Annotated in this window: 18 protein-coding genes; 13 read left to right on the top strand and 5 right to left on the bottom strand. The window is 69.6% G+C overall.

The features are described 5' to 3' along the window. Window positions 1-12 precede the first annotated feature (12 nt). The 5 genes from ACIBHX_RS36305 to ACIBHX_RS36285 are packed head-to-tail and all read left to right on the top strand — an operon-like array spanning window position 13 to window position 3,799. The gene (locus tag ACIBHX_RS36305; RefSeq protein ID WP_397071959.1) at window positions 13-348 is read left to right on the top strand and encodes a nucleotide pyrophosphohydrolase; all 336 of its coding nucleotides are present in this window, start codon (window positions 13-15) and stop codon (window positions 346-348) included. After that, on the top strand, window positions 345-1,931 hold the full coding sequence (lysS, locus tag ACIBHX_RS36300; RefSeq protein WP_397071958.1) for a lysine--tRNA ligase: 1,587 nt from the start codon (window positions 345-347) through the stop codon (window positions 1,929-1,931). Before ACIBHX_RS36305 ends, lysS begins: the two co-directional genes overlap by 4 nt. Continuing rightward, window positions 1,928-2,089, top strand: a complete 162-nt coding sequence (locus ACIBHX_RS36295) for an adenylyl-sulfate kinase (RefSeq protein WP_397071957.1) — start codon at window positions 1,928-1,930, stop codon at window positions 2,087-2,089. The genes lysS and ACIBHX_RS36295 overlap by 4 nt, the downstream gene beginning before the upstream one ends. A 17-nt stretch (window positions 2,090-2,106) precedes the next feature. Then, the gene (locus ACIBHX_RS36290) at window positions 2,107-2,817 is read left to right on the top strand and encodes a glycosyltransferase family 2 protein (protein WP_397071956.1); all 711 of its coding nucleotides are present in this window, start codon (window positions 2,107-2,109) and stop codon (window positions 2,815-2,817) included. A 10-nt stretch (window positions 2,818-2,827) separates the two neighbouring features. Then, window positions 2,828-3,799: a ketopantoate reductase family protein gene (locus ACIBHX_RS36285; RefSeq protein ID WP_397071955.1), complete on the top strand. Its 972-nt coding sequence runs from the start codon at window positions 2,828-2,830 to the stop codon at window positions 3,797-3,799. On the opposite strand, the gene ACIBHX_RS36280 is transcribed toward ACIBHX_RS36285, so the two are convergent. Continuing rightward, complete coding sequence (locus ACIBHX_RS36280) at window positions 3,765-4,292, bottom strand: DUF6886 family protein (protein WP_397071954.1); 528 nt, start codon at window positions 4,290-4,292, stop codon at window positions 3,765-3,767. The two genes, ACIBHX_RS36285 and ACIBHX_RS36280, sit on opposite strands and share 35 nt — an antisense overlap. Before the next feature lie 68 nt (window positions 4,293-4,360). Between ACIBHX_RS36280 and ACIBHX_RS36275 the strand changes: the two genes are divergently transcribed. Next, complete coding sequence (locus tag ACIBHX_RS36275; RefSeq protein WP_397071953.1) at window positions 4,361-4,663, top strand: hypothetical protein; 303 nt, start codon at window positions 4,361-4,363, stop codon at window positions 4,661-4,663. Between the two features lie 39 nt (window positions 4,664-4,702). Next, window positions 4,703-6,589: a nitrate- and nitrite sensing domain-containing protein gene (locus ACIBHX_RS36270; protein ID WP_397071952.1), complete on the top strand. Its 1,887-nt coding sequence runs from the start codon at window positions 4,703-4,705 to the stop codon at window positions 6,587-6,589. Here the strand turns inward: ACIBHX_RS36270 and ACIBHX_RS36265 are convergent. From ACIBHX_RS36265 to ACIBHX_RS36255, 3 genes are read right to left on the bottom strand one after another with little or no spacing between them, the layout of a single operon-like run. Next, entirely contained in the window at window positions 6,557-7,036 is a 480-nt protein-coding gene (locus tag ACIBHX_RS36265; protein ID WP_397071951.1) for an NUDIX domain-containing protein, read from the bottom strand. The two genes, ACIBHX_RS36270 and ACIBHX_RS36265, sit on opposite strands and share 33 nt — an antisense overlap. After that, window positions 7,033-7,773: an MBL fold metallo-hydrolase gene (locus tag ACIBHX_RS36260; protein WP_397071950.1), complete on the bottom strand. Its 741-nt coding sequence runs from the start codon at window positions 7,771-7,773 to the stop codon at window positions 7,033-7,035. The genes ACIBHX_RS36265 and ACIBHX_RS36260 overlap by 4 nt, the downstream gene beginning before the upstream one ends. Before the next feature lie 9 nt (window positions 7,774-7,782). Then, window positions 7,783-7,926, bottom strand: a complete 144-nt coding sequence (locus ACIBHX_RS36255; RefSeq protein ID WP_397071949.1) for a hypothetical protein — start codon at window positions 7,924-7,926, stop codon at window positions 7,783-7,785. Between the two features lie 314 nt (window positions 7,927-8,240). Here ACIBHX_RS36255 and rho point away from each other — a divergent pair, with 314 nt between their 5' ends. The 4 genes from rho (at window position 8,241) to ACIBHX_RS36235 (ending at window position 13,893) form a co-directional block, all read left to right on the top strand. Next, window positions 8,241-9,350, top strand: a complete 1,110-nt coding sequence (rho, locus tag ACIBHX_RS36250; protein ID WP_397071948.1) for a transcription termination factor Rho — start codon at window positions 8,241-8,243, stop codon at window positions 9,348-9,350. Window positions 9,351-9,473: 123 nt separating this feature from the next. Next, window positions 9,474-10,331 (top strand): putative RNA methyltransferase, encoded by an 858-nt coding sequence (locus ACIBHX_RS36245; protein ID WP_397071947.1) that lies wholly within the window; start codon window positions 9,474-9,476, stop codon window positions 10,329-10,331. A 144-nt stretch (window positions 10,332-10,475) separates the two neighbouring features. Next, a complete protein-coding gene (locus ACIBHX_RS36240; RefSeq protein ID WP_397071946.1) occupies window positions 10,476-12,242 on the top strand; it encodes a S9 family peptidase in 1,767 nt (588 codons plus the stop codon). 142 nt (window positions 12,243-12,384) lie between these two features. Further along, window positions 12,385-13,893, top strand: coding sequence for an APC family permease (locus ACIBHX_RS36235; protein WP_397071945.1), 1,509 nt, complete (start codon window positions 12,385-12,387; stop codon window positions 13,891-13,893). Window positions 13,894-13,949: 56 nt separating this feature from the next. On the opposite strand, the gene ACIBHX_RS36230 is transcribed toward ACIBHX_RS36235, so the two are convergent. After that, window positions 13,950-15,491 (bottom strand): PP2C family protein-serine/threonine phosphatase, encoded by a 1,542-nt coding sequence (locus ACIBHX_RS36230; protein ID WP_397071944.1) that lies wholly within the window; start codon window positions 15,489-15,491, stop codon window positions 13,950-13,952. A gap of 120 nt (window positions 15,492-15,611) precedes the next feature. Between ACIBHX_RS36230 and ACIBHX_RS36225 the strand changes: the two genes are divergently transcribed. Both ACIBHX_RS36225 and ACIBHX_RS36220 read left to right on the top strand, forming a co-directional pair. Continuing rightward, window positions 15,612-19,781 carry a HAMP domain-containing protein gene (locus tag ACIBHX_RS36225; protein ID WP_397071943.1) on the top strand — a complete coding sequence of 1,390 codons (4,170 nt, stop codon included), beginning with the start codon at window positions 15,612-15,614 and terminating at the stop codon, window positions 19,779-19,781. Between the two features lie 3 nt (window positions 19,782-19,784). Beyond that, a complete protein-coding gene (locus tag ACIBHX_RS36220) occupies window positions 19,785-20,414 on the top strand; it encodes a two-component system response regulator (RefSeq protein ID WP_397071942.1) in 630 nt (209 codons plus the stop codon). The last annotated feature ends 209 nt before the right edge of the window (window positions 20,415-20,623 follow it).

Here is a 20,623-nt window from a genome sequence, read left to right as displayed (position 1 = left end):
GGGTCGCTTGATGTGACCGAACTCGAGCAGCTTGCCGCCCGCTATCGCGACTTCACCCGGGCCAGGGACTGGGAGCAGTTCCACACGCCCAAGAACCTGGTGATGGCGTTGTCGGGGGAGGTCGGCGAGCTGGTGGCCGAGTACCAGTGGCTGGCGCCTGACGAGCCCGCCGACCCCGACAGGGTGCGCGGCGAGCTCGCCGACGTTCTGCTCTACTTGGTACGGCTGGCGGATGTGCTGGACGTGAACCTGATCGAGGCCGCACACGGCAAGCTGGATGAGAGCGAGATCCGCTACGATGCCGACCTTTATCGGGGTTCAGCGAGAAAGGCTCCGCCGCTACCATGAACGACTGGGTTTCCGAGCTCGCCGACAGGGTGATCGCCGAGTCCGAGCGGCGCGCGCCGGGCAAACCCGTCGTCTGCGCCTCGGGGTTGAGCCCGTCCGGCCCGATCCATCTGGGCAACCTGCGCGAGGTGATGACCCCGCACCTGGTCGCCGACGAGATCAGGCGGCGCGGGCGCGAGTGCGTGCACCTGCTGTCCTGGGACGACTACGACCGGCTGCGCAAGGTGCCCGCCGGGGTCGACCCGTCGTGGGAGGAGCACATCGGCAAGCCGTACACCTCGGTGCCCGCGCCTCCCGGCAGCCCGCACGCCAACTGGGCCGAGCACTTCAAGGCCCCGCTGATCGAGGCGCTGGCCGAGCTGGGCGTGGAGTACCGCGGGATCAGCCAGACCGAGCAGTACACCGGTGGCGCCTACCGGGAGCAGATCCTGCTGGCCATGCGCGAGCGCAGCGCGATCGACGGGGTGCTGGCCGAGTACCGCACCAAGGAGAAGGAACCGGCGGGCGAGTACTTCCCCTACCGGCCCTACTGCTCCGACTGCGGCCGCGACCTGACCAGGGTCACCGCCTACGACGACGAGAGCACCGAGCTGGCCTACACCTGCGCCTGCGGGTTCGGCGAGACCGTCAGGCTGGCCGAGCACGACAGCGGCAAGCTGGTGTGGAAGGTCGACTGGCCGATGCGCTGGGCGCACGAGGGCGTGGTGTTCGAGCCGTCGGGCGTCGACCACCACTCGCCCGGCTCGGCGTGGGTGGTCGGCGGGCGGCTGGTCGGGCCCGTCTTCGGCGGCGAGCAGCCGATCGGGCCGATGTACGCCTTCGTCGGCATCACCGGCATGGCCAAGATGTCCAGCTCCAGGGGCGGCGTGCCGACGCCGTCCGACGCGCTGGAGATCATGGAGGCGCCGGTGCTGCGCTGGCTGTACGCCAGGCGCAAGCCGGCCCAGTCCTTCAAGATCGCCTTCGACCAGGAGATCCACCGGCTCTACGACGAGTGGGACGCCCTGGGCCGCAAGTCCGAACGGCTGCCAGCCGAGCAGGCCGCCTACGAGCGGGCGGTGGGCACCGCGTCAGGGCCGCTGCCGGTCACGCCGCGGCCCCTGCCGTACCGGACTCTTGCCTCGATCGTGGACGTCACGACCGGCGACGAGGAGCAGCAGCTGCGGATCCTGCGCGACATGGAGGTCGCCGCACTGGAGGAGGCGCGGCCGCGGCTGGACAGGGCGCAGCGCTGGGTCGAGACGCAGCTCGCGGATGACCAGCGCACGCACGTGCTGCGGGAGCCCGACGCCGAGCTGCTCGCCTCGCTGGGCGAGGGCGAGCGGGAGGCGCTGCGGCTGCTGGGCGAGGGCCTCGACACGCACTGGTCGCTCGACGGGCTGACCACGCTGGTGTACGGCGTGCCGAAGACCCAGGCGGGGCTGGACCCGGAGGCCAAGGCGACCCCCGAGCTGAAGGCAGCGCAGCGGGCCTTCTTCGCACTGATCTACCGGCTACTCGTGGGCCGCGACACCGGCCCGAGGCTGCCGACGCTGCTGCTCGCCGTAGGCGCCGACCGCGTCAGGAAGCTGACCCAGGCGTGATCATCCTACTGACCGGCATCTCCGCATCCGGCAAGTCCACAGTGGCCCAAGCACTGGCCGAGCGGCTGCCAGACGGCGGACGAAATACTGCAAAGGCCCCCAGAAGCGTGCTTGTGATCTCCCAGGTCAAGGCGCTGTTAAGTGGCTGTCTAGTGTGACAGGGGACCTTGACTGCATGAACCCGAGCGTCACCGTCGTCGTTCCCGCGATGAACGAGGCGGACAACCTGCCCCACGTCTTCGCGACTCTGCCCACATGGATCGACGAGGTCGTCCTGGTCGACGGCAACTCCACCGACGAGACGGTGGCCGTCGCCCGCCGTCTGCGCCCCGGCCTGCGGGTCGTCACGCAGACGCGGCGCGGCAAGGGCAACGCCCTCATCGAGGGGTTCGCCGCGGCCACCGGCGACATCATCGTCATGATCGACGCCGACGGCTCGACCGACGGCCACGAGATCGCCGCCTTCGTCGAGGAGCTCGAGTCCGGCGCCGACTTCGCCAAGGGCTCGCGGTACCTGCCGGGTGGCGGGTCCGACGACATCTCGCCGCTGCGCTCGCTCGGCAACCGCACCCTCACCGCGCTGACGAACCTGCTGTACGGCACGCGGTACACCGACCTGTGCTACGGCTACAACGCCTTCTGGGCCAAGCACCTGGACACGCTGGCGCTCGACTGCGACGGCTTCGAGATCGAGACCCTGATGAACGTGCGGGCAGCCAGGGCCGGGCTGTCGATCGCCGAGGTGCCCAGCCACGAGCGGCTGCGCATCCACGGGGAGAGCAACCTGCACGCCGTACGCGACGGCTGGCGGGTGCTGCGGACCATCCTGCGCGAGCGCGTGCGCACGACGGCCGCCCCTCAGGCCGAGCTGGCGTTAGCCGACTAGAGTCCGTTTTATGCGCTACATCATCGTTGGGGCGGGTGCGGTGGGCGGGACCATCGGAGCCCGGCTGTTCCAGGGCGGGCACGAGGTCGTGCTGGTGGCGCGCGGCGCGCACTACGAGGCGCTGCGGCGTGGCGGGCTGCGGCTGATCACACCCGACTCCGACCAGGTGCTGGACATCCCGGCTGCTGACCGCCCGGTGCCCACCCGGGACGGCGACGTGCTGATCCTGGCCACCAAGTCGCAGGACACGATCGCCGCGCTGGCGCCGTGGCCGACGTACCTGCCGGTGGTGTGCGCGCAGAACGGCGTGGCCAACGAGCGCACGGTGCTGCGGCGCTTCGAGAGGGTTTACGGCATGTGCGTGTGGTTGCCCGCCCAGCACCTGGAGCCCGGCGTGGTGGCCGCGCACGGCTACCCGCGCTTGGGCATGCTGCACCTCGGACGTTATCCACAGGGTGTGGACGAACTGGCCGAGCAGATGGCGACCGACCTGGCCAAGAGCGGCTTCCTGGCCCGCGCCACCCCCGACGCCATGTACTGGAAGTACGGCAAGCTCATGAACAACCTGGGCAACGCCGCCGAGGCCCTCTGCGGCCGGGTCCAGGGCCTGGACCGGCTCTTCGAGCGGGTCAAGGCGGAGGGGCACGCCATCCTGGAGGAGGCGCGGATCCCCTTCTCCACCCCGCAGGAGGAGGTCGAGCACCGCGGCCACGAGGTCGACGTACGCCCGATCGAGGGCACACCCCGCGGCGGCGGCTCGTCCTGGCAGAGCCTGGCCAGGGGAAGCGGCACGATCGAGGCCGACTACCTCAACGGCGAGATCGTGCTGATCGGCCGCGAGCTCGGCCTGCCCACACCGGTCAACGAGGTGCTGCAGCGGGAAGCCAACCGGGCGGCGCAGGAGAGGCTGGCGCCCGGCTCGATCAGCGTCGAGGCGCTGGAGGCGCTCATCGACGAGCGTTCCGCAGCCGTATCCCGCTGAATTCCAGCGTGCTGGCCGTCACCTCGTTCCAGAACGGCCACAGGTTGTCCAGCACGCGCAGCTGGATCCCGGCCTGTTCGTGCAGGTCGAACAGGTCGCTCACCGGCTCTGGCGGGCCGAGCGGCTCCACCGGTATCCGGGCCACGACCGCGTGCGGCGGGTCGCCGATGGGCGTGAAGTGCTCGGCGGGCAGCCGGTAGGCGTACAACCGGACGTCCATGATCGCCTTCAGCCAGCCGTACTCGACGGCGTGCACCCGGTCGCCGCAGCCGGCGCCGATGATCCGGTCGGCGTCCTCGCCGGTCGTGTGCGGCCCCTTCCACGCCATCGCGCGCGGGCACTGCCGCGGGAACCAGTAGTCGGGACAGCGGTCGGCGGCGACGGCCCAGACGTACGGCTCGGACAGCGCGGATGTCGTCGCCACGTGCGGGTCGAAGCGCTCGATCGTCGGGTCTTCGGAGAAGTGCAGCACCTGGCCTGCGTCGGGTCTCATGAAGACGTGCATACACCGATTCCGCGTGGGCAGAGGGGATTGGCTCTTGACCACGAGGAGTGAGTTCGATGATCGTAATTGGTCTGCTGTTAGTCCTGGTCTCGTGTGGCGGCGTCTTCCTGGTGATCACGCAGCCGGGTCCCGCCTACACGGCTTTCGGTTACACCCTCGCGCCGACCGGACAGGAGATGTTCCTGGCGGGTGCGCTGGCCATGTTCCTGCTCGCGCTGGGGTTGTGGATGATGAGTTCCGGGTCGGTCCGCTCGGTCAGGCGGCACCGGGCGCTGCGCACCGCGCGGGCGTACGAGAAGCGCAAACCGCAACCGGCGAGCGATCGGCTCGTGGCGGGCGGAGCTGACGACACCCATTGATCGTGGGGTGTACGCTGCGATGCGATCTCAGGAGGTCGCATGCCCCCCAAGCGTGGTCGCCCCATCGCCGTCAAGCTCCTGGTCCTGCTGTTCGTCCCGCTCATGTCGCTGGTCGGCCTGTGGGCGTTCGCGGCGGGGCTCACGGGCGGCGACGGGCTGCGGCTGCTGCAGATCGACGACATGCGGCAGAACCTGGCCACGCCCGCGGATCAGGTCACCGAGCAGCTGCAGAACGAGCGCCTGGCCTCGGTGGAGTTCCTGGCGGGCACGCGCGCCAGGCCCGAGCTGACCAAGCAGCGCGCGCAGACCGACGCCGCGATCGCCACCTTCCGCAGGCTCGCCGGCAACTCCCCCGAGCTGGGTGACCGGCTCACCCAGCTGTACGGCAAGCTCGCCACGCTGCCGAAGGTCCGCGGGACGACCGACGGCAGGCCCGACATGATCATCGTGATCGAGGGGTTCAACCAGATCCTCGACGCCGCGTTCCGGCTGAACGACGCGATGATCCTGGTGCCCGACGTGTCGCTGTACCGGCAGGCGCGGGCCGTCGCGATGCTGCGCGAGGCCAAGGAGCAGCTGTCCAGGGAGCGGGCCATCATCGTCGAGGTGCTCGCCGAGGCCAGGGTGGACAGGCTCGAGCGGGAGGCGTTCACCGGCATGGTCGCCACCCGGCGCCTGCTGTACGCCCAGGCGATGTCCCACCTCGACGGGCGGCTGCGCGGGGCCTACGACCGGCTGGTCGAATCGCCCGCCTACCGCGAGTTCCTCACGACCGAGGACGCCATCAAGGGCCAGGCCGCCACCAACGGCCTGCCCGCCGCGGCCGCCACCTGGCCGGTCGACGGCAGCAACCTGTGGGCACTGGTCGAGCGCGAGCAGTCCGCGGCCGACCGGGCGGTCCAGGCCAGGATGCGGCCCGCCGCCACCGGCATCCTCGTCAAGATCGGCGTCGCCGGCGGGCTGGGCCTGCTGGCCGTGGTGGCCTCCATCCTGCTGTCGCTGCGTTTCCGCCGCCGCCTGGTGCGCGAGCTGGCCGGCCTGCGCGACGCCGCGATCGAGCTGGCCGAGGTACGGCTGGCCGGCCTCGTCGAGCGGCTGCACGCCAACCCGGGCGCACCCGTGGCCGCCGAGGTGCCGCCGCTGGAGGTCAAGGTCGAGACGTCCGAGGTGCGCGACATCGTGCACGCCTTCAACAGCGTCCAGACCACCGCGGTGGAGGCCGCGGTGAGCCAGGCCCGCCTGCGGCACGGCGTCAGCCAGGTCTTCGTCAACCTGGCCAGGCGCAACCAGTCGCTGCTGCATCGCCAGCTGCTGCAGCTGGACGGCATGGAGCGCAGCACGGAGGAGCCGGAGACGCTGGAGGAGCTGTTCAAGCTCGACCACCTCACCACCCGCATGCGCAGGCACGCCGAGAGCCTCATCATCCTGTCCGACCAGGCGCCCGGCCGCGGCTGGCGCAACCCGGTGCCGCTGCTGGACGTGCTGCGCGCCGCGGTCGCCGAGGTCGAGGAGTACCCACGGGTCGAGGTGCTACCGCCTCCCCCGGTGGCGCTGACGGGCGCGTGCGTCACCGACGTGGCCCACCTGGTGGCCGAGCTGGTGGAGAACGCCACGCTGTTCTCGCCGCCGCAGACCAGGGTCGACCTGCGGACCACGACGTCGCCTTACGGCGTGACCGTCGAGATCGAGGACCGCGGGCTGGGGCTGGCCAAGGAGGAGCTCGACCAGCTCAACGCCCGGCTGGCCGAGAGGCCGGAGTTCGACCTGGCGCAGAGCGATCGGCTCGGGCTGTTCGTGGTCGGGCGGCTGGCCGCCAGGCACGGCATCAAGGTCAGGCTGATGCCCTCGCCGTACGGGGGCCTGTCGGCCAGCGTGGCTCTGCCGTACGGGCTGCTAGCCGATCAGCCCGCCCTCAGCGGGCGGTAGGTAGACCAGCTCGCCGGTCTGGCGCGCCCTGGCAGCGGCCAGCAGGCGGTCGTGGGCGAAGTCGATCATCAGGTCCTTGGCTTCTTCGTGACTGAAGAAGCCGTAGTCGTCCAGCTCTTCGGCCTGCAGCCGGATGGGCGTGTCGGCGGGGATGGTGCCGCAGTCGAACATGAAGTTGACCAGCGCATACGGGATGTGGGCCAGGTTGTGCGACCACTGGACGGTCAGCAACTGGCCCACCGGGAGGTCGAGGCCGATCTCCTCGCCGATCTCCCTGGCGCAAGCCTGGGCGGGGTGCTCGCCCTCGTCGATGATCCCGCCGGTGAAGCTCCAGTGGTCGCGGTAGTTGGGCTTGACCAGCAGGGCCCTGCCCCGCTCATCGGTGATGTAGGCGCCCGCTCCCGTCACCACGCGGTGCACAGAAGACCAGAAATCGTCCACGCTCACAGCTCCACGAACGGGTCGGCGAAATGGGCGGTGGCCAGCACGGCGTGCTCGGCACGCAGCGCCTCGAGCAGCTCTGACCTGGTCCTGGCGGCGTGGACCTGGTCGTCGTCGTAGAGGTAGCGGACGGCCGGGTCCGCCAGCTGGACGGGGTGGAGCACGAGGTCGCCGGTCATGGCCACCTCGCCCACCCGGACGATCTGGTGGCCGGGCGTGTGCCCGGGGGCCAGGTGCACGCGCACGCCGGGCGCGACCTCGGACTGGCCCTCGACCACGTGCAGGTGGTCCTTGAGCGGCGTGATGACATGGTCGAGCATCGGGCCGCGGGCCGCGTCGAGCTCATCGCGCTGCAGGACGTACCTGGCGTTGCCGAAGACCGGGCGGCCGTCGGCGACGGCGCCGCCGGCATGGTCGCTGTGCAGGTGCGTCAGGACGACGGTGTCGACCTCGGCGGGCGTGACGCCCGCGGCGGCCAGCTCAGCGGCCAGCGTACCGGGCACCGGCGCCCAGCTCGCGGCGGGCGAGTCGGCCGCGCCGATGCCGGTGTCGACCAGCGTGGTGCGGCCGCGCGGGTCGCGCAGCAGGAAGCAGTGGAAGTGCAGGACCCAGGCCTCGTCCGGCGCATTCGAGCCGGGAAACAGCTCGGCGAGCGGACGGCGGATCGCATCGCCCATCGGGCCCGTGGCGTCGCAGAGAGGCGTCACCTCGACGCCGGCCACGATTCTTGGCTTGTGCGGCATCCGCCCAGATTAGGCCGCGACGGGCTCGCGCGGAACGTACTCGTTCTCGAGGTCGGCGGCGAACACGGCACGCCGGCAGTGGTTGCACCGGTACATGATCGGGCCCTCGTCGAGCTCGCCGTGGCACCGCGGACAGCGGGTGTTGGTGTTCATGGCATCCCCCTTGGACTTCGTTGTCCCTATGTAACCCTCAACGGTTTGCAGCGGCCCTGCAGCCTGCTTGACAAACCGATGGGGGAAACATTTTGCGCAACCGGTCATCGACCCCGTGGTCGAACCAGCCGGAAACCGCCCGGGAATAGCCCAGGAGGGCTAGGCGTTGCATAGCTCGAAACGTGTGATACGTTTCGAGCAGCGTTGAGCCTTAGCTCCGCTGATCCATCCGGCAAACCTGCCCGTGTTGAGGGCTCGTTCGCCGTTTTCCACCCTACGCCGACCGGTTCGGCGCACCCTCAAGGGGTTCCATCATGTCTGTTTCCACCATTCCCAAACCACGTGAAAACGCGCCCACCAGGCAGGCCAGCGGCCTGCTCGACGTGCGCGAGAAGTCCGCGTTCCTGAGAACCGGGCACCTGCCCGGGCCTGACGACGTCCGGCTGCCTCCCGACCGGGTCAAGCAGCTGGGCCTGCGCCCGGGAGACCAGGTCGAAGCGCTGGTCGCCGGCAACAAGCTGGTCCAGGTCGAAGCCGTCAACGGCGCCACGTCCTGGCGCGAGCGGCCGAGCTTCAACGACCTGACCCCCATCCACCCCACAGAACGCCTGCACATCGAGACCGAGTCGCTCAGCACCCGCGTCATCGATCTGTTCGCCCCCATCGGCAAGGGGCAGCGCGGCCTGATCGTGGCCCCGCCCAAGGCCGGCAAGACCATGGTCCTGCAGGCGCTGGCCGCCGCGATCGCCGGCAACCACCCTGAGGTGCACCTCATGGTGCTGCTCGTCGGGGAACGCCCCGAGGAGGTCACCGAGATGCGTGCCTCCATCCAGGGCGAGGTGTTCCACTCCACCTTCGACCATCCCGACCGCGACCACGCCGCCATCGCCGAGCTCGCCATCGAGCGGGCCAAGCGGCTGGTCGAATCCGGCAAGGACGTCGTCCTGCTGCTCGACTCGCTGACCAGGCTGGGCCGGGCCTACAACAACCTCGCCCCCGGCGGTGGGCGCGTGCTGACCGGTGGCCTGGACGCCACCGCGCTCTACCCGCCCAAGCGCTTCTTCGGCGCCGCCCGCAACGTCCAGGGCGGCGGCTCCCTCACCATCCTGGCCACCGCCCTGGTCGACACCGGTTCCCGCCTGGACAACAGCCTCTACGAGGAGTTCAAGGGCACCGGCAACATGGAGATCCACCTCACCCGCGACCTGGCCGAGCGCCGCATCTTCCCCGCCGTCGACCTGGACGCCTCCGGTACCCGCCGTGAGGAGATCCTCCTCCCGCGCGACGAGCAGCAGGTCGTGTGGAAACTGCGCCGCATGCTCGGCGCGCTGGACAAGCAGCAGGGGCTCCAGCTCCTGGTGGACAAGCTCCGCGAAACCCCGAGCAATTCCGCGTTCCTCCGCGCCGCCGCCCTGACCGCATAGAGATCTCGTACGGCAGGCCACACCACCCGCCGCCCGCCGCACTTCGGCTGACGACCCGCGTCCGGCGCTCACGGCGAGTCGGGGACGGTCGCCCGCCGCCACGGCGCGCGGGATCCTTGGTACATGCTGTCCGACATCACGCGATACCTGGTCTGTCCCGTCTGCCGAGCCGGGCTGGCAATGGGCGCCGGCGTCGTGCGGTGCGCCGCCGGGCACTCCTTCGACATCGCCAAGCAGGGCTATGTGAGCCTGCTCGTGGGATCGCGCCCGCCTGGCACCGCCGACAGCGCCGAGATGGTCGCCGCCAGGGCCGCCTTCCTCGAAGCCGGGCACTACGCGCCGCTGGCTCGCGCGCTCGCCGAGACGGTGGGCCAGGCCGGTGTGATCGTGGACGCCGGGGCGGGCACCGGCTACTACCTGCACGCCGTACTCGGCGACGCGGCCGGGATCGCCTTCGACGTCTCCAAGCATGCGATCAAGCGGGCGGCGCGGATCCCCGGGCGTGTGGGGGCCTTCGTCGCCGACGTGTGGCAGCCGCTGCCGATCGCCGACGGGGTGGCCGACGCCGTGCTGAACGTGTTCGCTCCCAGGAACGGGCCCGAGTTCGCGCGCATCCTGCGGCCGGGCGGCGCGCTGGTCGTGGTGACGCCGGGCCCCGGGCACCTGCGGCCGCTGGTCGACGAGCTCGGCCTGCTGTCGGTGGACGAGGACAAGGAACGGAGGCTGGCCCGCAGCCTGCCCGGCTTCAGCGAGATCTCCCGCCGCGAGGTCGCCTTCGATCTGGAGTTGACCGGAGCGGAGGTGAGCGAGGTGGTCGGGATGGGTCCGAGCGCGTGGCACACTGATGCGGCCGAACTCGAGAGGCGAATCTCCGGATATATCTCTCAGAACGCCGCGGGAAATCCAGAGAAAGTGCTGGTGACAGCAGAGTTCAACCTGTCTATCTTCGAAACGGCGCCGTCGGCAAGCGCTGTTCCTTGACGGACATCTGAGGCTCGTGTTACTGATGAGGCATTTAGTCCGAAATTCCCTCACATTCCCTGATAATTTCCGCGAGACAGGCGCAATACTGGACGGCAACCCACGCCTGGGAGGCGGGGTGCGAGAGGGAGGGGGGCGCGCAGGATGAAAGCCGAAGAACGTTGGCAGGCCAGGTTCCGCGCGTCCCGCGCGACGCTGCCCATGTGGGCGCGCAAGGCCCCCAACCGCTCGGTCTACCGCTCCAACGCCACCGGGACCTGGGAGGTCTACGCGTGGGACCGTGCCACCGGCATCACCCGGCAGGTCACGGAGCAGCCCAAGGGGACCGCACACGCCGCGATCGAGCCCACCGGCCAGTGGATCTACTGGTTCGCCGACACCGACGGCGACGAGTTCGGCAGCTGGTGGCGCCAGCCCTTCGGCGGCGGCCCCGACGAACTGGTGGCCCCCGACCTGCCGCCCGGCCAGCCGGGCGGCATCGCGCTTTCCACGACGGGCACCGCGGCGCTCAGCCTGGCCAGCGAGGGCGCCTTCCGCATCCACGTGATCCAGCACGGCGAGCCGTCGCGGCTGCTGTACGAGAACGTGGAGGCCGCCTGGGTCACCGACATGTCCCTGGACGGCTCCCTGATCGCGATCAACCACGGGGAGTACGGCGACTTCCGGCACCCCGCGCTCAGGGTGGTCAAGCAGTGCGGTGAGATCGTCGGCGAGCTGTACGACGGCCAGGGCAAGGGCGTGATCGGGCTCCGCTTCGCCCCCGTCATGGGCGACCGGCGGCTGCTCGCGCTGCACGAGCGGCGCCACCGCCACGAGCCGCTGGTGTGGGACCCGGTGACCGGCGAGCAGCGCGAGATCTGGCTCAGGGACGCCGGCGATCTGGCCGCCGAATGGTACGACGACGGCCGCGGCCTGCTGATCCTGCGCGACGACCGGGCCCGCAGCTACCTGCACCGCTACGACCTGGCGGGCGGCGGGCTGATGCCGATCGAGACGCCGCACGGCGTGATCGACGAGGCCGTGCCCAGGCCCGGCGGCAACGTCGAGTACTCCTGGTCGAGCGCCTCCCGCCCGCCCGTGATCCGCTCGAGCAACGGGCAGGTCGTGATCAACTCCGGCGGCCCCGCCGCCCCGCCGAGCGTCCCCGTCGAGGACGTCGACGTCGACGGACCCGGTGGCCGCATCCACGCGCTGATCTCGCGGCCCGAGGGCGGCACGGCGCCGTTCCCCGCGGTCTTCCTGCTGCACGGCGGGCCCACCTTGCACGACCGCGACTCGTTCTCGGCCGAGGTCGCGGCCTGGGTGGACGCCGGGTTCGCGGTGGTCAGGGTGAACTACCGCGGCTCGACGGGATACGGCTCGGCCTGGCGCGACGCGCTGCGCGGCGAGGTCGGGCACATCGAACTGGCCGACGTGGCGGCGGTGCGCGAGTGGGTGGTCACCCGCGGCATCGCCGACCCCGCCAGGACCCTGCTGGCGGGCACCGCCTGGGGCGGCTACCTGACGCTGCTCGGCCTGGGCACCCAGCCGGAGCTGTGGGCCGCGGGCATCGCCGCGGTGCCCATCGCCTGCCACGAGACCTCCTACGAGGACGAGGCCGAGAGCCTGCGCGCCTACCACCGGGCCCTGCTCGGCGGCTCCCCCGACGAACAGCCCGAACGCTACGCGGCCAGCTCCCCGATCACCTACGTGAACCGCGTCGAGGCGCCGGTGCTGATCCTGGCCGGGGAGAACGACACCCGCTGCCCGCTGCGCCAGATCGAGAAGTACGTGGCCAAGCTGGCCGAGCACGGCCTGGAGCACGAGGTCTACACCTACGACGCGGTGCGCGGATCGCTGGTGGTCTCCGAAAGGATCACTCAGATCGCCGTCCAGCTCGATTTCGCACGAAAGCACCTAAAGTCCCAATAGGCAATTACATTCACGCCGTTATTGGACTATCTACTGACATGTCGTAAGAGGTTGGGCGTTCCAACCTTCTTGTATGTCGCCCTGAACACTGTGACAGCATCGCGACCCAAACTCCCCAGCGCTGTCAGCAGGAGGGCGCACATTGAGCACCACATCAACCGAGACAGCCCCCGTCAGCCGGTTGAAGAAGGACGCCGTCGGCCTGATCGGCGTCATCTTCATGGCCGTAGCCACGGCCGCCCCCATCACCGCCATGACCGGCAACGTGCCGATCGTGGTCGGGGCCGGCAACGGGACCGGCGTCCCGGCGGCCTACCTGTTCGCGACGATCGTGCTGACGATCTTCTCAGTCGGCTACACCGCAATGGCCAAGCACATCACCGCGGCCGGCGCCTTCTACGGATACATCTCCCACGGCCTGGGTCAGGTCGTCGGCATGGTGGCAGGCCTGCTGGCGACGATGGCCTACGTGGTCTTCGAGGCCTCGATCATCGGCTTCTTCGCCTACCAGGCCAACGACACCTTCAAGACCCTGTTCGGGCTTGACATCCACTGGCTCTGGTTCGCCATGTTCGGCCTGGCGCTGAACATGCTTCTCACCTATTTCGACATCAACCTCACCGCCAAGGTGCTGGGCGTCTTCCTGATCACCGAGATCTTCATGCTCGGCCTGACCGCTGTCGTGACGCTCCTGCACGGCGGCGGCCCCGACGGCCTCATGGCCGGCACCCTCAACCCCGCCAACGCCTTCCGGGTGACCGGAATGGACGTCGGCTCGGTGGGTCTGGGCCTGTTCATGTGCTTCTGGTCGTGGGTGGGCTTCGAATCCACCGCCATGTACGGCGAGGAGTCCCGCGAGCCCAAGAAGATCATCCCGATCGCCACGCTTGTCTCGGTGGTCGGCATCGGCCTGTTCTACACGTTCGTGTCGTGGATGACGGTCGCCGCCAACGGCCACACCGCCCCGGCCACCGCGGCCAAGGAGTTCGCCGGGATCTTCTTCAACCCCACCGAGACGCTCGTCGGCCACTGGGCGGTGCTCCTGTTCAAGATCCTCATCCTGACCGGCTCGTTCGCCTGCTCGATGGCCTTCCACAACTGCGCCGCCCGCTACCTGTACGCGATGGGCAGGGAGAACCTCATCCCCGGTACGGCCAGCACCCTCGGCAAGACGCACCCGACACACGGCTCCCCGCACATCGCCGGGTTCGTCCAGACGGCGGTCTCGGTGGTCATCGTGCTGGCGTTCTTCTTCGCCGGGATGCTGCCCTACGAGCACATCTACACGCTGCTGGCGGTGCTGGGCACGCTGGCCATCCTGATCGTGCAGACGCTCTGCTCGTTCTCGGTGATCGGCTACTTCCACATCAAGAAGCGCCACCCGGAGACCGCCAACTTCTGGCGCACCCTGGTAGCGCCGCTGGTCGGCGGCCTGTCCATGGCCTACGTGGTCTTCCTGCTGTTCCAGAACCAGAAGGCGGCCGCCGGTGACGTCGCGTCCAACACGGCCTTCTTCCACGCCATCCCGTGGATCGTCGTGGTCCTGGCGCTGGCGGGGGCGGGCACGGCCCTGTACCTGAAGGCCCGCAACCCGCAGAAGTACGCCATCATCGGCCGCATCGTGCTGGAGGACACGGTCGAGCGCAACTGACCCCCGCCCCCTTCCTTACGGCACGCCGCGTCCCGACGCGGCGTGCCGTACCGCTGTCAGCGGGCGCGCAGTACCAGGATCGCCAGGTCGTCGGCGCTCGGCTCGGCGGCGAAGTCGGCCGCGCCCCTGCGGATCCGCTCCGCGACGGCTCTGGCCGACAGCCCCGCGCACTCGGCGAGCAGCTTGGACAGCCCGCCGTCGTCGTCGAGCAGCCGCCCGCCCGAGCGCCGCTCGGTCACCCCGTCCGTCACGGCCAGCAGCACGTCACCGGGGTCGAGGTGGATGGTGTCGGCCTCGAACACCACCTCGGAGAAGACGCCCAGCAGCGACTGCGGGGTCGTCACGATCTCCACGACGCCTCCCTGGCTGAGCCGAAGCGCCTCCGGATGGCCGGCGGACACCAGCCTGACCTCCAGCCCGTCGGACACCGGGGTGATGTCGCCGTGCAGCAGGGTCAGGAACCTGGCCCGCTCCCCCTCCTCCAGGATCGCCTGGTTCAGGCGGCCAAGCACCGCGGCCACGCCGTACCCCTCGCGGGCGAGCAGCCGCAGCGTGTGGCGCGCCAGGCCGGTGACGGCGGCGGCCTCGGGGCCCGTGCCGCAGACGTCGCCGATGGCGAAGCGCCAGGACTCGTCGCCGGCCTTGAACAGGTCGTAGAAGTCGCCACCGACCTCGTTGGCCTCGCCGGCCGGCTCGTAGACGACGCCGTAGTCCAGGCCGGGCACCTCGGGCTCGTTGGGCGGCAGCAGGCTGCGCTGCAGGGCCCGGTTCGCGGCGGCCTGCTGGGCGTACAGGCGGGCGTTGTCCGTGGCCAGCGCGGCGCGCCTGCCGATGTCCTCGGCGAACTGGATCACATCGTCGGCGAAGCGGTCGGGACGGCCCAGGCACATCATCCCCAGCCCGCGGCCGCGCGCCGTCAGCGGCACGGCCAGGACCTGGGAGTCGCCCATGTGGAAGGTGGCGGTCACCGTCGTGTCGGGGGTGGACACGTCCAGCTCGCTCAGTTCCTCGCGCAGCCCGTCGATCCTGGCCTCGTCGGCGTGCCAGAGATAGACCAGGCGCAGCGGGCCGACCGCCGAGTCGGAGGTGTAGACCCCGCACCAGCTGGCCAGCCTGGGCACCACGATCTGGGCGATGATCGCGGGCACCATGTCGGGGTCGAGCGTCCCGGCCAGCAGGTCGCTCGCATCCGCCAGGAATCCGAGCCAGTGGGGGCCCCTGGCGGACTCTTCCAGCCATTCGGATGCGACTCTGTCGCTCGAGCCAGGTAGCGTGAGCCTTGCCCATCGGACACGGGATTCACCCGCAAAGGTGACTCCCCACTCCTCGACCTCGACAGAGGGAGCCTTCGGATCGCCCTGCGGCAGGCCGCGCTGTTTCAGCTCGACCTGCACCGTGTCGCCAAAATGCTTCCAGATGATTTCGAAAGGTTCGTCGACGCTCTGTCCTGCCAGTTCCGCCGCGATCTGCTCCGCGACAGGGAGCGCTCCGGCCGCCGCCCACGCGGTCATCACCTCGCGGGTGAACCTGATCGCGGACGGCACAGCGGTCTCGCCGGGGGCGAAGGTGGCAGCAAGCACCGCATGGGAAGACGTCATCCACACGTGCCTACCACACTTCCCACTGACTTGGGGTAAATCCAAGGACAGGACTACGGGCTACCCATCGTGACAAACTTGAATCACTCGCGGCGGCACCCCGGGAGTGAAGGAGGCCCCATGGCAACGGCCAAGACCGCGCCCACGTCTGAAGACAGGACGTACACCGAATCGGATCTGGTCCCGATCCTCGAGACCCTTTTCGCGTGGCGCGACGGCGACTTCAGGCGGCGCGTGCCGCATGCCCCTCCCGGGATCATGAGTGAGGTGCGGCTGCTGCTGAACGAGGTCGCCGACCGGCGGGAGCACCTGGCGAACGAGCTCGCCCGGGTGCGCAAGGACGTTGTCAAGGAAGGGCGCTTCGGCGAGCGGCTGACGCCGGGTCCCGGTGTGGGTGCCTGGGCGGAGAGCGTCGAGTCGGTCAACATGCTGATCGACGCGCTGGTGAGCCCGGTCAGCGGTGCCGCCGACGTCATCGACGCGGTGGCCAAGGGCGACCTGTCGCGGCGGATCGACCTCGACCGCTCCGCCAGGGGCGAGGTGCGCCGGCTCGGCAAGGCCATCAACGGCATGGTCGACCAGCTGTCCCTGTTCAACTCCGAGGTGACCAGGGTGGCCCGCGAGGCGGGCACGGAGGGCCGGCTGGGCGGCAGCGCGAACCTGCGCGGCATGTCGGGCAGCTGGCGCGACCTGACCGAGGCCGTGAACACGATGTCCTCGCGCGTGGCCGCGCAGGTGCGCGACATCGCGGTCGTGACCACCGCGGTGGCCAAGGGCGACCTTTCGCGCAAGGTCACGGTCGACGCCGTGGGCGAGATGTTCGAGCTGAAGAACACCGTCAACACCATGGTCGACCAGCTGTCGGGGTTCGCCGAGGAGGTCACCCGCGTGGCCCGCGAGGTGGGCACCGAGGGCCAGCTGGGCGGCCAGGCGCAGGTGAGCGGCGTGTCCGGGGTCTGGAAGGACCTCACCGACAACGTCAACTTCATGGCCAACAACCTCACCAGCCAGGTGCGCAGCATCGCCACCGTGGCGACCGCGGTGGCTAAGGGCGACCTGTCCAAGAAGATCACCGTCGACGCCGAGGGCGAGATCCTGCAGCTGAAGGACACCATGAACACGATGGTGGACCAGCTGTCGTCCTTCGCCGACGAGGTGAGCCGGGTCGCCCGCGAGGTGGGCACCGAGGGCAAGCTGGGCGGCCGCGCCGAGGTGAAGGGCGTCTCCGGCGTGTGGAAGGAGCTGACGGACAACGTCAACTCCATGGCCAACAACCTCACCTACCAGGTGCGCAACATCGCCCAGGTGACCACGGCCGTGGCCAACGGCGACCTCACCCGCAAGATCGACGTCGACGCCCAGGGCGAGATCCTGGAGCTCAAGTCGACCATGAACACGATGGTGGACCAGCTGTCGTCGTTCGCCTCCGAGGTCACCCGAGTCGCCCGCGAGGTGGGCACCGAGGGCCAGCTGGGCGGCCAAGCCCAGGTGCGCGGCGTGTCGGGCGTGTGGAAGGACCTCACCGACAACGTCAACTTCATGGCCAACAACCTGACCAACCAGGTGCGGCAGATCGCGGCGGTCTCCTCGGCGGTGGCCCAGGGCAACCTGTCCAAGAAGATCACCGTCGACGCGCAGGGCGAGATCCTCCAGCTCAAGGACACCCTCAACACGATGGTCGACCAGCTGTCGTCCTTCGCCGACGAGGTGACCCGCGTGGCCCGCGAGGTGGGCACGCAGGGCGAGCTGGGCGGCCAGGCGCGGGTGCAGGGCGTGTCCGGTGTGTGGAAGGACCTCACCGACAACGTCAACTTCATGGCCAACAACCTGACCAGCCAGGTGCGCAACATCGCCGAGGTCACCACCGCGGTGGCCAACGGCGACCTGACCCGCAAGATCGACGTGGACGCCCAGGGCGAGATCCTGGCGCTGAAGACCACCATCAACCGCATGGTGGACCAGCTGTCGTCGTTCGCCTCCGAGGTCACCCGAGTCGCCCGCGAGGTGGGTTCCGAGGGCCAGCTGGGCGGCCAGGCCCGCGTCGAGGGCGTCGAGGGCACCTGGAAGCGCCTGACCGAAAGCGTGAACGAGCTCGCCGGCAACCTGACCACCCAGGTGCGCGCGATCGCCACGGTCACCAGCGCGGTGGCCCGCGGCGACCTGACCCGCTCGATCGCCGTCGAGGCGCAGGGCGAGCTGGCGGAGCTGAAGGACAACATCAACTCGATGGTGGCCAACCTCCGCGAGACCACCCAGGCCAACCAGGAGCAGGACTGGCTCAAGTCCAACCTGGCCCGTATCTCCCGCCTCATGCAGGGCCACCGCGACCTGTTCGAAGTGGCCAAGCTGACGATGAGCGAGCTGACGCCGCTGGTGTCGGCGCGCTACGGCGCCTTCTACGGCGTGGATCCCGAGGGCGAGCACGAGCTGCTGCTCATCGGCGGTTACGGCGTGCGTCCCGACCGCGGACCGCGCCAGCGCTTCGCCATCGGCGAGGGCATCGTGGGCCAGGCGGCCGCCGAAGGCCGCCACATCATCCTGGACGACGTCCCGCCCCGCTACATCACCATCGACAGCGGGCTCAGCCAGTCGACGCCCGCCCAGATCGTGGTGCTGCCCATCCTGTTCGAAAGCCGCGTGCTCGGCGTGCTTGAGCTGGCCTCGTTCACCCCGTTCGGCGAGGTGCACCTGGACTTCCTGACCCAGCTGGTGGAGAACATCGGCGTCACGATGAACACCATCATCGCCAACTCCCGCACCGAGGACCTGCTGACCGAGTCGCAGCGCCTGACCCGGGAGCTGCAGGAGCGCTCCGACGAGCTGCAGCGCCAGCAGGAGGAGCTGCGCAGGTCCAACGCCGAGCTGGAGGACAAGGCGGCGCTGCTGGCCAAGCAGAACCGGGCCATCGAGATCCAGAACTTCCAGATCGAGCAGGCCCGCCGCACCCTGGAGGAGCGCGCCGAGCAGCTGGCGGTCTCCTCGCGGTACAAGAACGAGTTCCTGGCCAACATGTCGCACGAGCTGCGCACGCCACTCAACAGCCTGCTCGTGCTGGCCAAGCTGCTGACCGAGAACGCCGAGGGCAACCTGACCTCGCAGCAGGTGGAGTTCGCCAAGACCATCCACGGCTCGGGTTCTGCGCTGCTCCAGCTGATCAACGACATGCTCGACCTGTCCAAGGTCGAGGCCGGCCGGATGGACATCCACCCGATCCAGCTGTCGCTGCACAAGCTGGTCGACTACCTGGAGGCCTCGTTCGCGCCGCTGGCCCAGGACAAGGGGCTGGCCTTCACCGTCGAGATGGACGAGGGCGTGCCGCAGGAGCTGCGCGCCGACGAGCAGCGCCTGCAGCAGGTGCTGCGCAACCTGCTGGCCAACGCGGTCAAGTTCACCCCCAAGGGCGAGGTCAAGCTGCGCGTGGCACCCGCCGTGCCCGGCACCGACTACGACGACGAGACGCTCTACGAGGCCAACGACGTGCTGGCCTTCCAGGTGATCGACACGGGCATCGGCATCGCGCCGGACAAGCGGGAGGTCATCTTCGAGGCCTTCCGCCAGGCCGACGGCACCACCAGCCGCAAGTACGGCGGCACCGGGCTGGGCCTGGCGATCTGCCGCGACATCGCCAGGCTGCTCGGCGGTGAGATCCACGTGGAGAGCGAGGTGGGCAACGGCAGCACGTTCACGCTGTTCCTGCCCGCGACCTACCTGGGCCCGCTGGCCGCCACCGACGGCGGCGTGGCGCGCAGGAAGCTGCTCACCTCGCCCATCGAGGTCGAGCCCATCGCCACCGTGCCGCCGGAGCCGCCGCTCGAGCTGCCGCTGCCCGAGCTGGTCGAGCCGCCGGTCGAGGCCGTCCAGTGGCAGGGCGACGACCCGCTCAACGGCAGGAAGATCCTCATCGTCGACGACGACATCCGCAACGTGTTCGCGCTGACCAGCGTGCTCGAGCGGCACGGCGCGACCGTGGTCTACGCCGAGAACGGCAGGGAGGGCATCGAGCAGCTCGAACGCAACGAGGACGTCGCGCTGGTGCTCATGGACATCATGATGCCGGAGATGGACGGCTGGGCCACGACCTCGGCCATCCGGCGCATGCCGCAGTTCGCGGATCTGCCGATCATCGCGTTGACCGCTAAGGTCATGCGGGGCGATCGTGAGAAGAGCATCGCCTCGGGCGCGTCCGATTACGTGCCCAAGCCGGTCGACGTGGACCGTCTGCTCGAACGACTGCGCGGTTGGCTCAGCCGTGGTCGGGCGGCCACGCCCGATTCAGCGGAAGGGTCGTGATCGATGCCAGACCGAGCCAAGATCCTCCTCGTCGACGACCGCGAAGAGAACCTCATCGCGCTCGAGGCCATCCTCAGCTCGCTCGACCTGGTGCCGGTGCGCGCCCGGTCGGGCGAGGAGGCGCTCAAAGCGCTGCTCAACACCGAGTTCGCGCTGATCCTGCTGGACGTGCGGATGCCCGGCATGGACGGCTTCGAGACCGCGGCCCACATCAAGCGGCGCGAGCGCACCAGGAACATCCCGATCATCTTCCTGACCGTCGTCGACAGCGCGCCCGACTACGCCTTCCGCGGCTACGCCGCCGGGGCCGTCGACTACCTCACCAAGCCGTTCGACCCGTGGGTGCTGCGGGCCAAGGTGTCGGTGTTCACCGAGCTCTACAACATGAACAAACGCCTGACCGAGCAGTCCGCGATGCTGCGCGACCGGGTCAGCGCCGAGCTGCCTCCCGGCGCCGGTGACCAGGGGGTGATCCTTCCCGAGCTGTCGCGCCGGCTGACGGCCGTGGAGGACGAGCTGGGGCGGGTGCGGGAGCTCGCCCGCAAGTCCCAGGATCCCGCGCTGGCGGGCCCGCTGGCGGATCTCGCCGAACGCATCGCCCACCTGCGTTCCGGCTTCGACGCGCTCTCGTGAACGCCGTGGCCTGCCGTACATCTCCTGGTACGGCGGGCAAGGCGTGCGATTCCTGAACGGCGGCAAGGCTGTACGGCGGGCGGCGTGCTCGGCGGATCGGGGTGGGTGGGCAACGGGCGTGACCGGGGTCCGTAAAGTCAGGGGAAATGTCCGTTCGGGGTGACGTTTGGGGGTATTTCGATCCCTAGGCTCGGCAGTGAGCCGACCGC

Source organism: Nonomuraea sp. NPDC050536 (assembly GCF_044457685.1).
GTDB lineage: Bacteria > Actinomycetota > Actinomycetes > Streptosporangiales > Streptosporangiaceae > Nonomuraea.
Note: the sequence above shows the minus strand (reverse complement) of the source record. Positions and strands in the feature narration are given on the sequence as shown.

Bases quoted from the DNA above. Each gene is read 5' to 3' on its own strand.
- lysS (WP_397071958.1), top strand. From the start codon at position 345: ATGAACGACTGGGTTTCCGAGCTCGCCGACAGGGTGATCGCCGAGTCC.
- ACIBHX_RS36290 (WP_397071956.1), top strand. From the start codon at position 2,107: ATGAACCCGAGCGTCACCGTCGTCGTTCCCGCGATGAACGAGGCGGAC.
- ACIBHX_RS36285 (WP_397071955.1), top strand. From the start codon at position 2,828: ATGCGCTACATCATCGTTGGGGCGGGTGCGGTGGGCGGGACCATCGGA.
- ACIBHX_RS36280 (WP_397071954.1), bottom strand. From the start codon at position 4,292: ATGAGACCCGACGCAGGCCAGGTGCTGCACTTCTCCGAAGACCCGACG.
- ACIBHX_RS36275 (WP_397071953.1), top strand. From the start codon at position 4,361: ATGATCGTAATTGGTCTGCTGTTAGTCCTGGTCTCGTGTGGCGGCGTC.
- ACIBHX_RS36270 (WP_397071952.1), top strand. From the start codon at position 4,703: ATGCCCCCCAAGCGTGGTCGCCCCATCGCCGTCAAGCTCCTGGTCCTG.
- ACIBHX_RS36260 (WP_397071950.1), bottom strand. From the start codon at position 7,773: ATGCCGCACAAGCCAAGAATCGTGGCCGGCGTCGAGGTGACGCCTCTC.
- ACIBHX_RS36255 (WP_397071949.1), bottom strand. From the start codon at position 7,926: ATGAACACCAACACCCGCTGTCCGCGGTGCCACGGCGAGCTCGACGAG.
- rho (WP_397071948.1), top strand. From the start codon at position 8,241: ATGTCTGTTTCCACCATTCCCAAACCACGTGAAAACGCGCCCACCAGG.
- ACIBHX_RS36245 (WP_397071947.1), top strand. From the start codon at position 9,474: ATGCTGTCCGACATCACGCGATACCTGGTCTGTCCCGTCTGCCGAGCC.
- ACIBHX_RS36240 (WP_397071946.1), top strand. From the start codon at position 10,476: ATGAAAGCCGAAGAACGTTGGCAGGCCAGGTTCCGCGCGTCCCGCGCG.
- ACIBHX_RS36230 (WP_397071944.1), bottom strand. From the start codon at position 15,491: ATGACGTCTTCCCATGCGGTGCTTGCTGCCACCTTCGCCCCCGGCGAG.
- ACIBHX_RS36225 (WP_397071943.1), top strand. From the start codon at position 15,612: ATGGCAACGGCCAAGACCGCGCCCACGTCTGAAGACAGGACGTACACC.
- ACIBHX_RS36220 (WP_397071942.1), top strand. From the start codon at position 19,785: ATGCCAGACCGAGCCAAGATCCTCCTCGTCGACGACCGCGAAGAGAAC.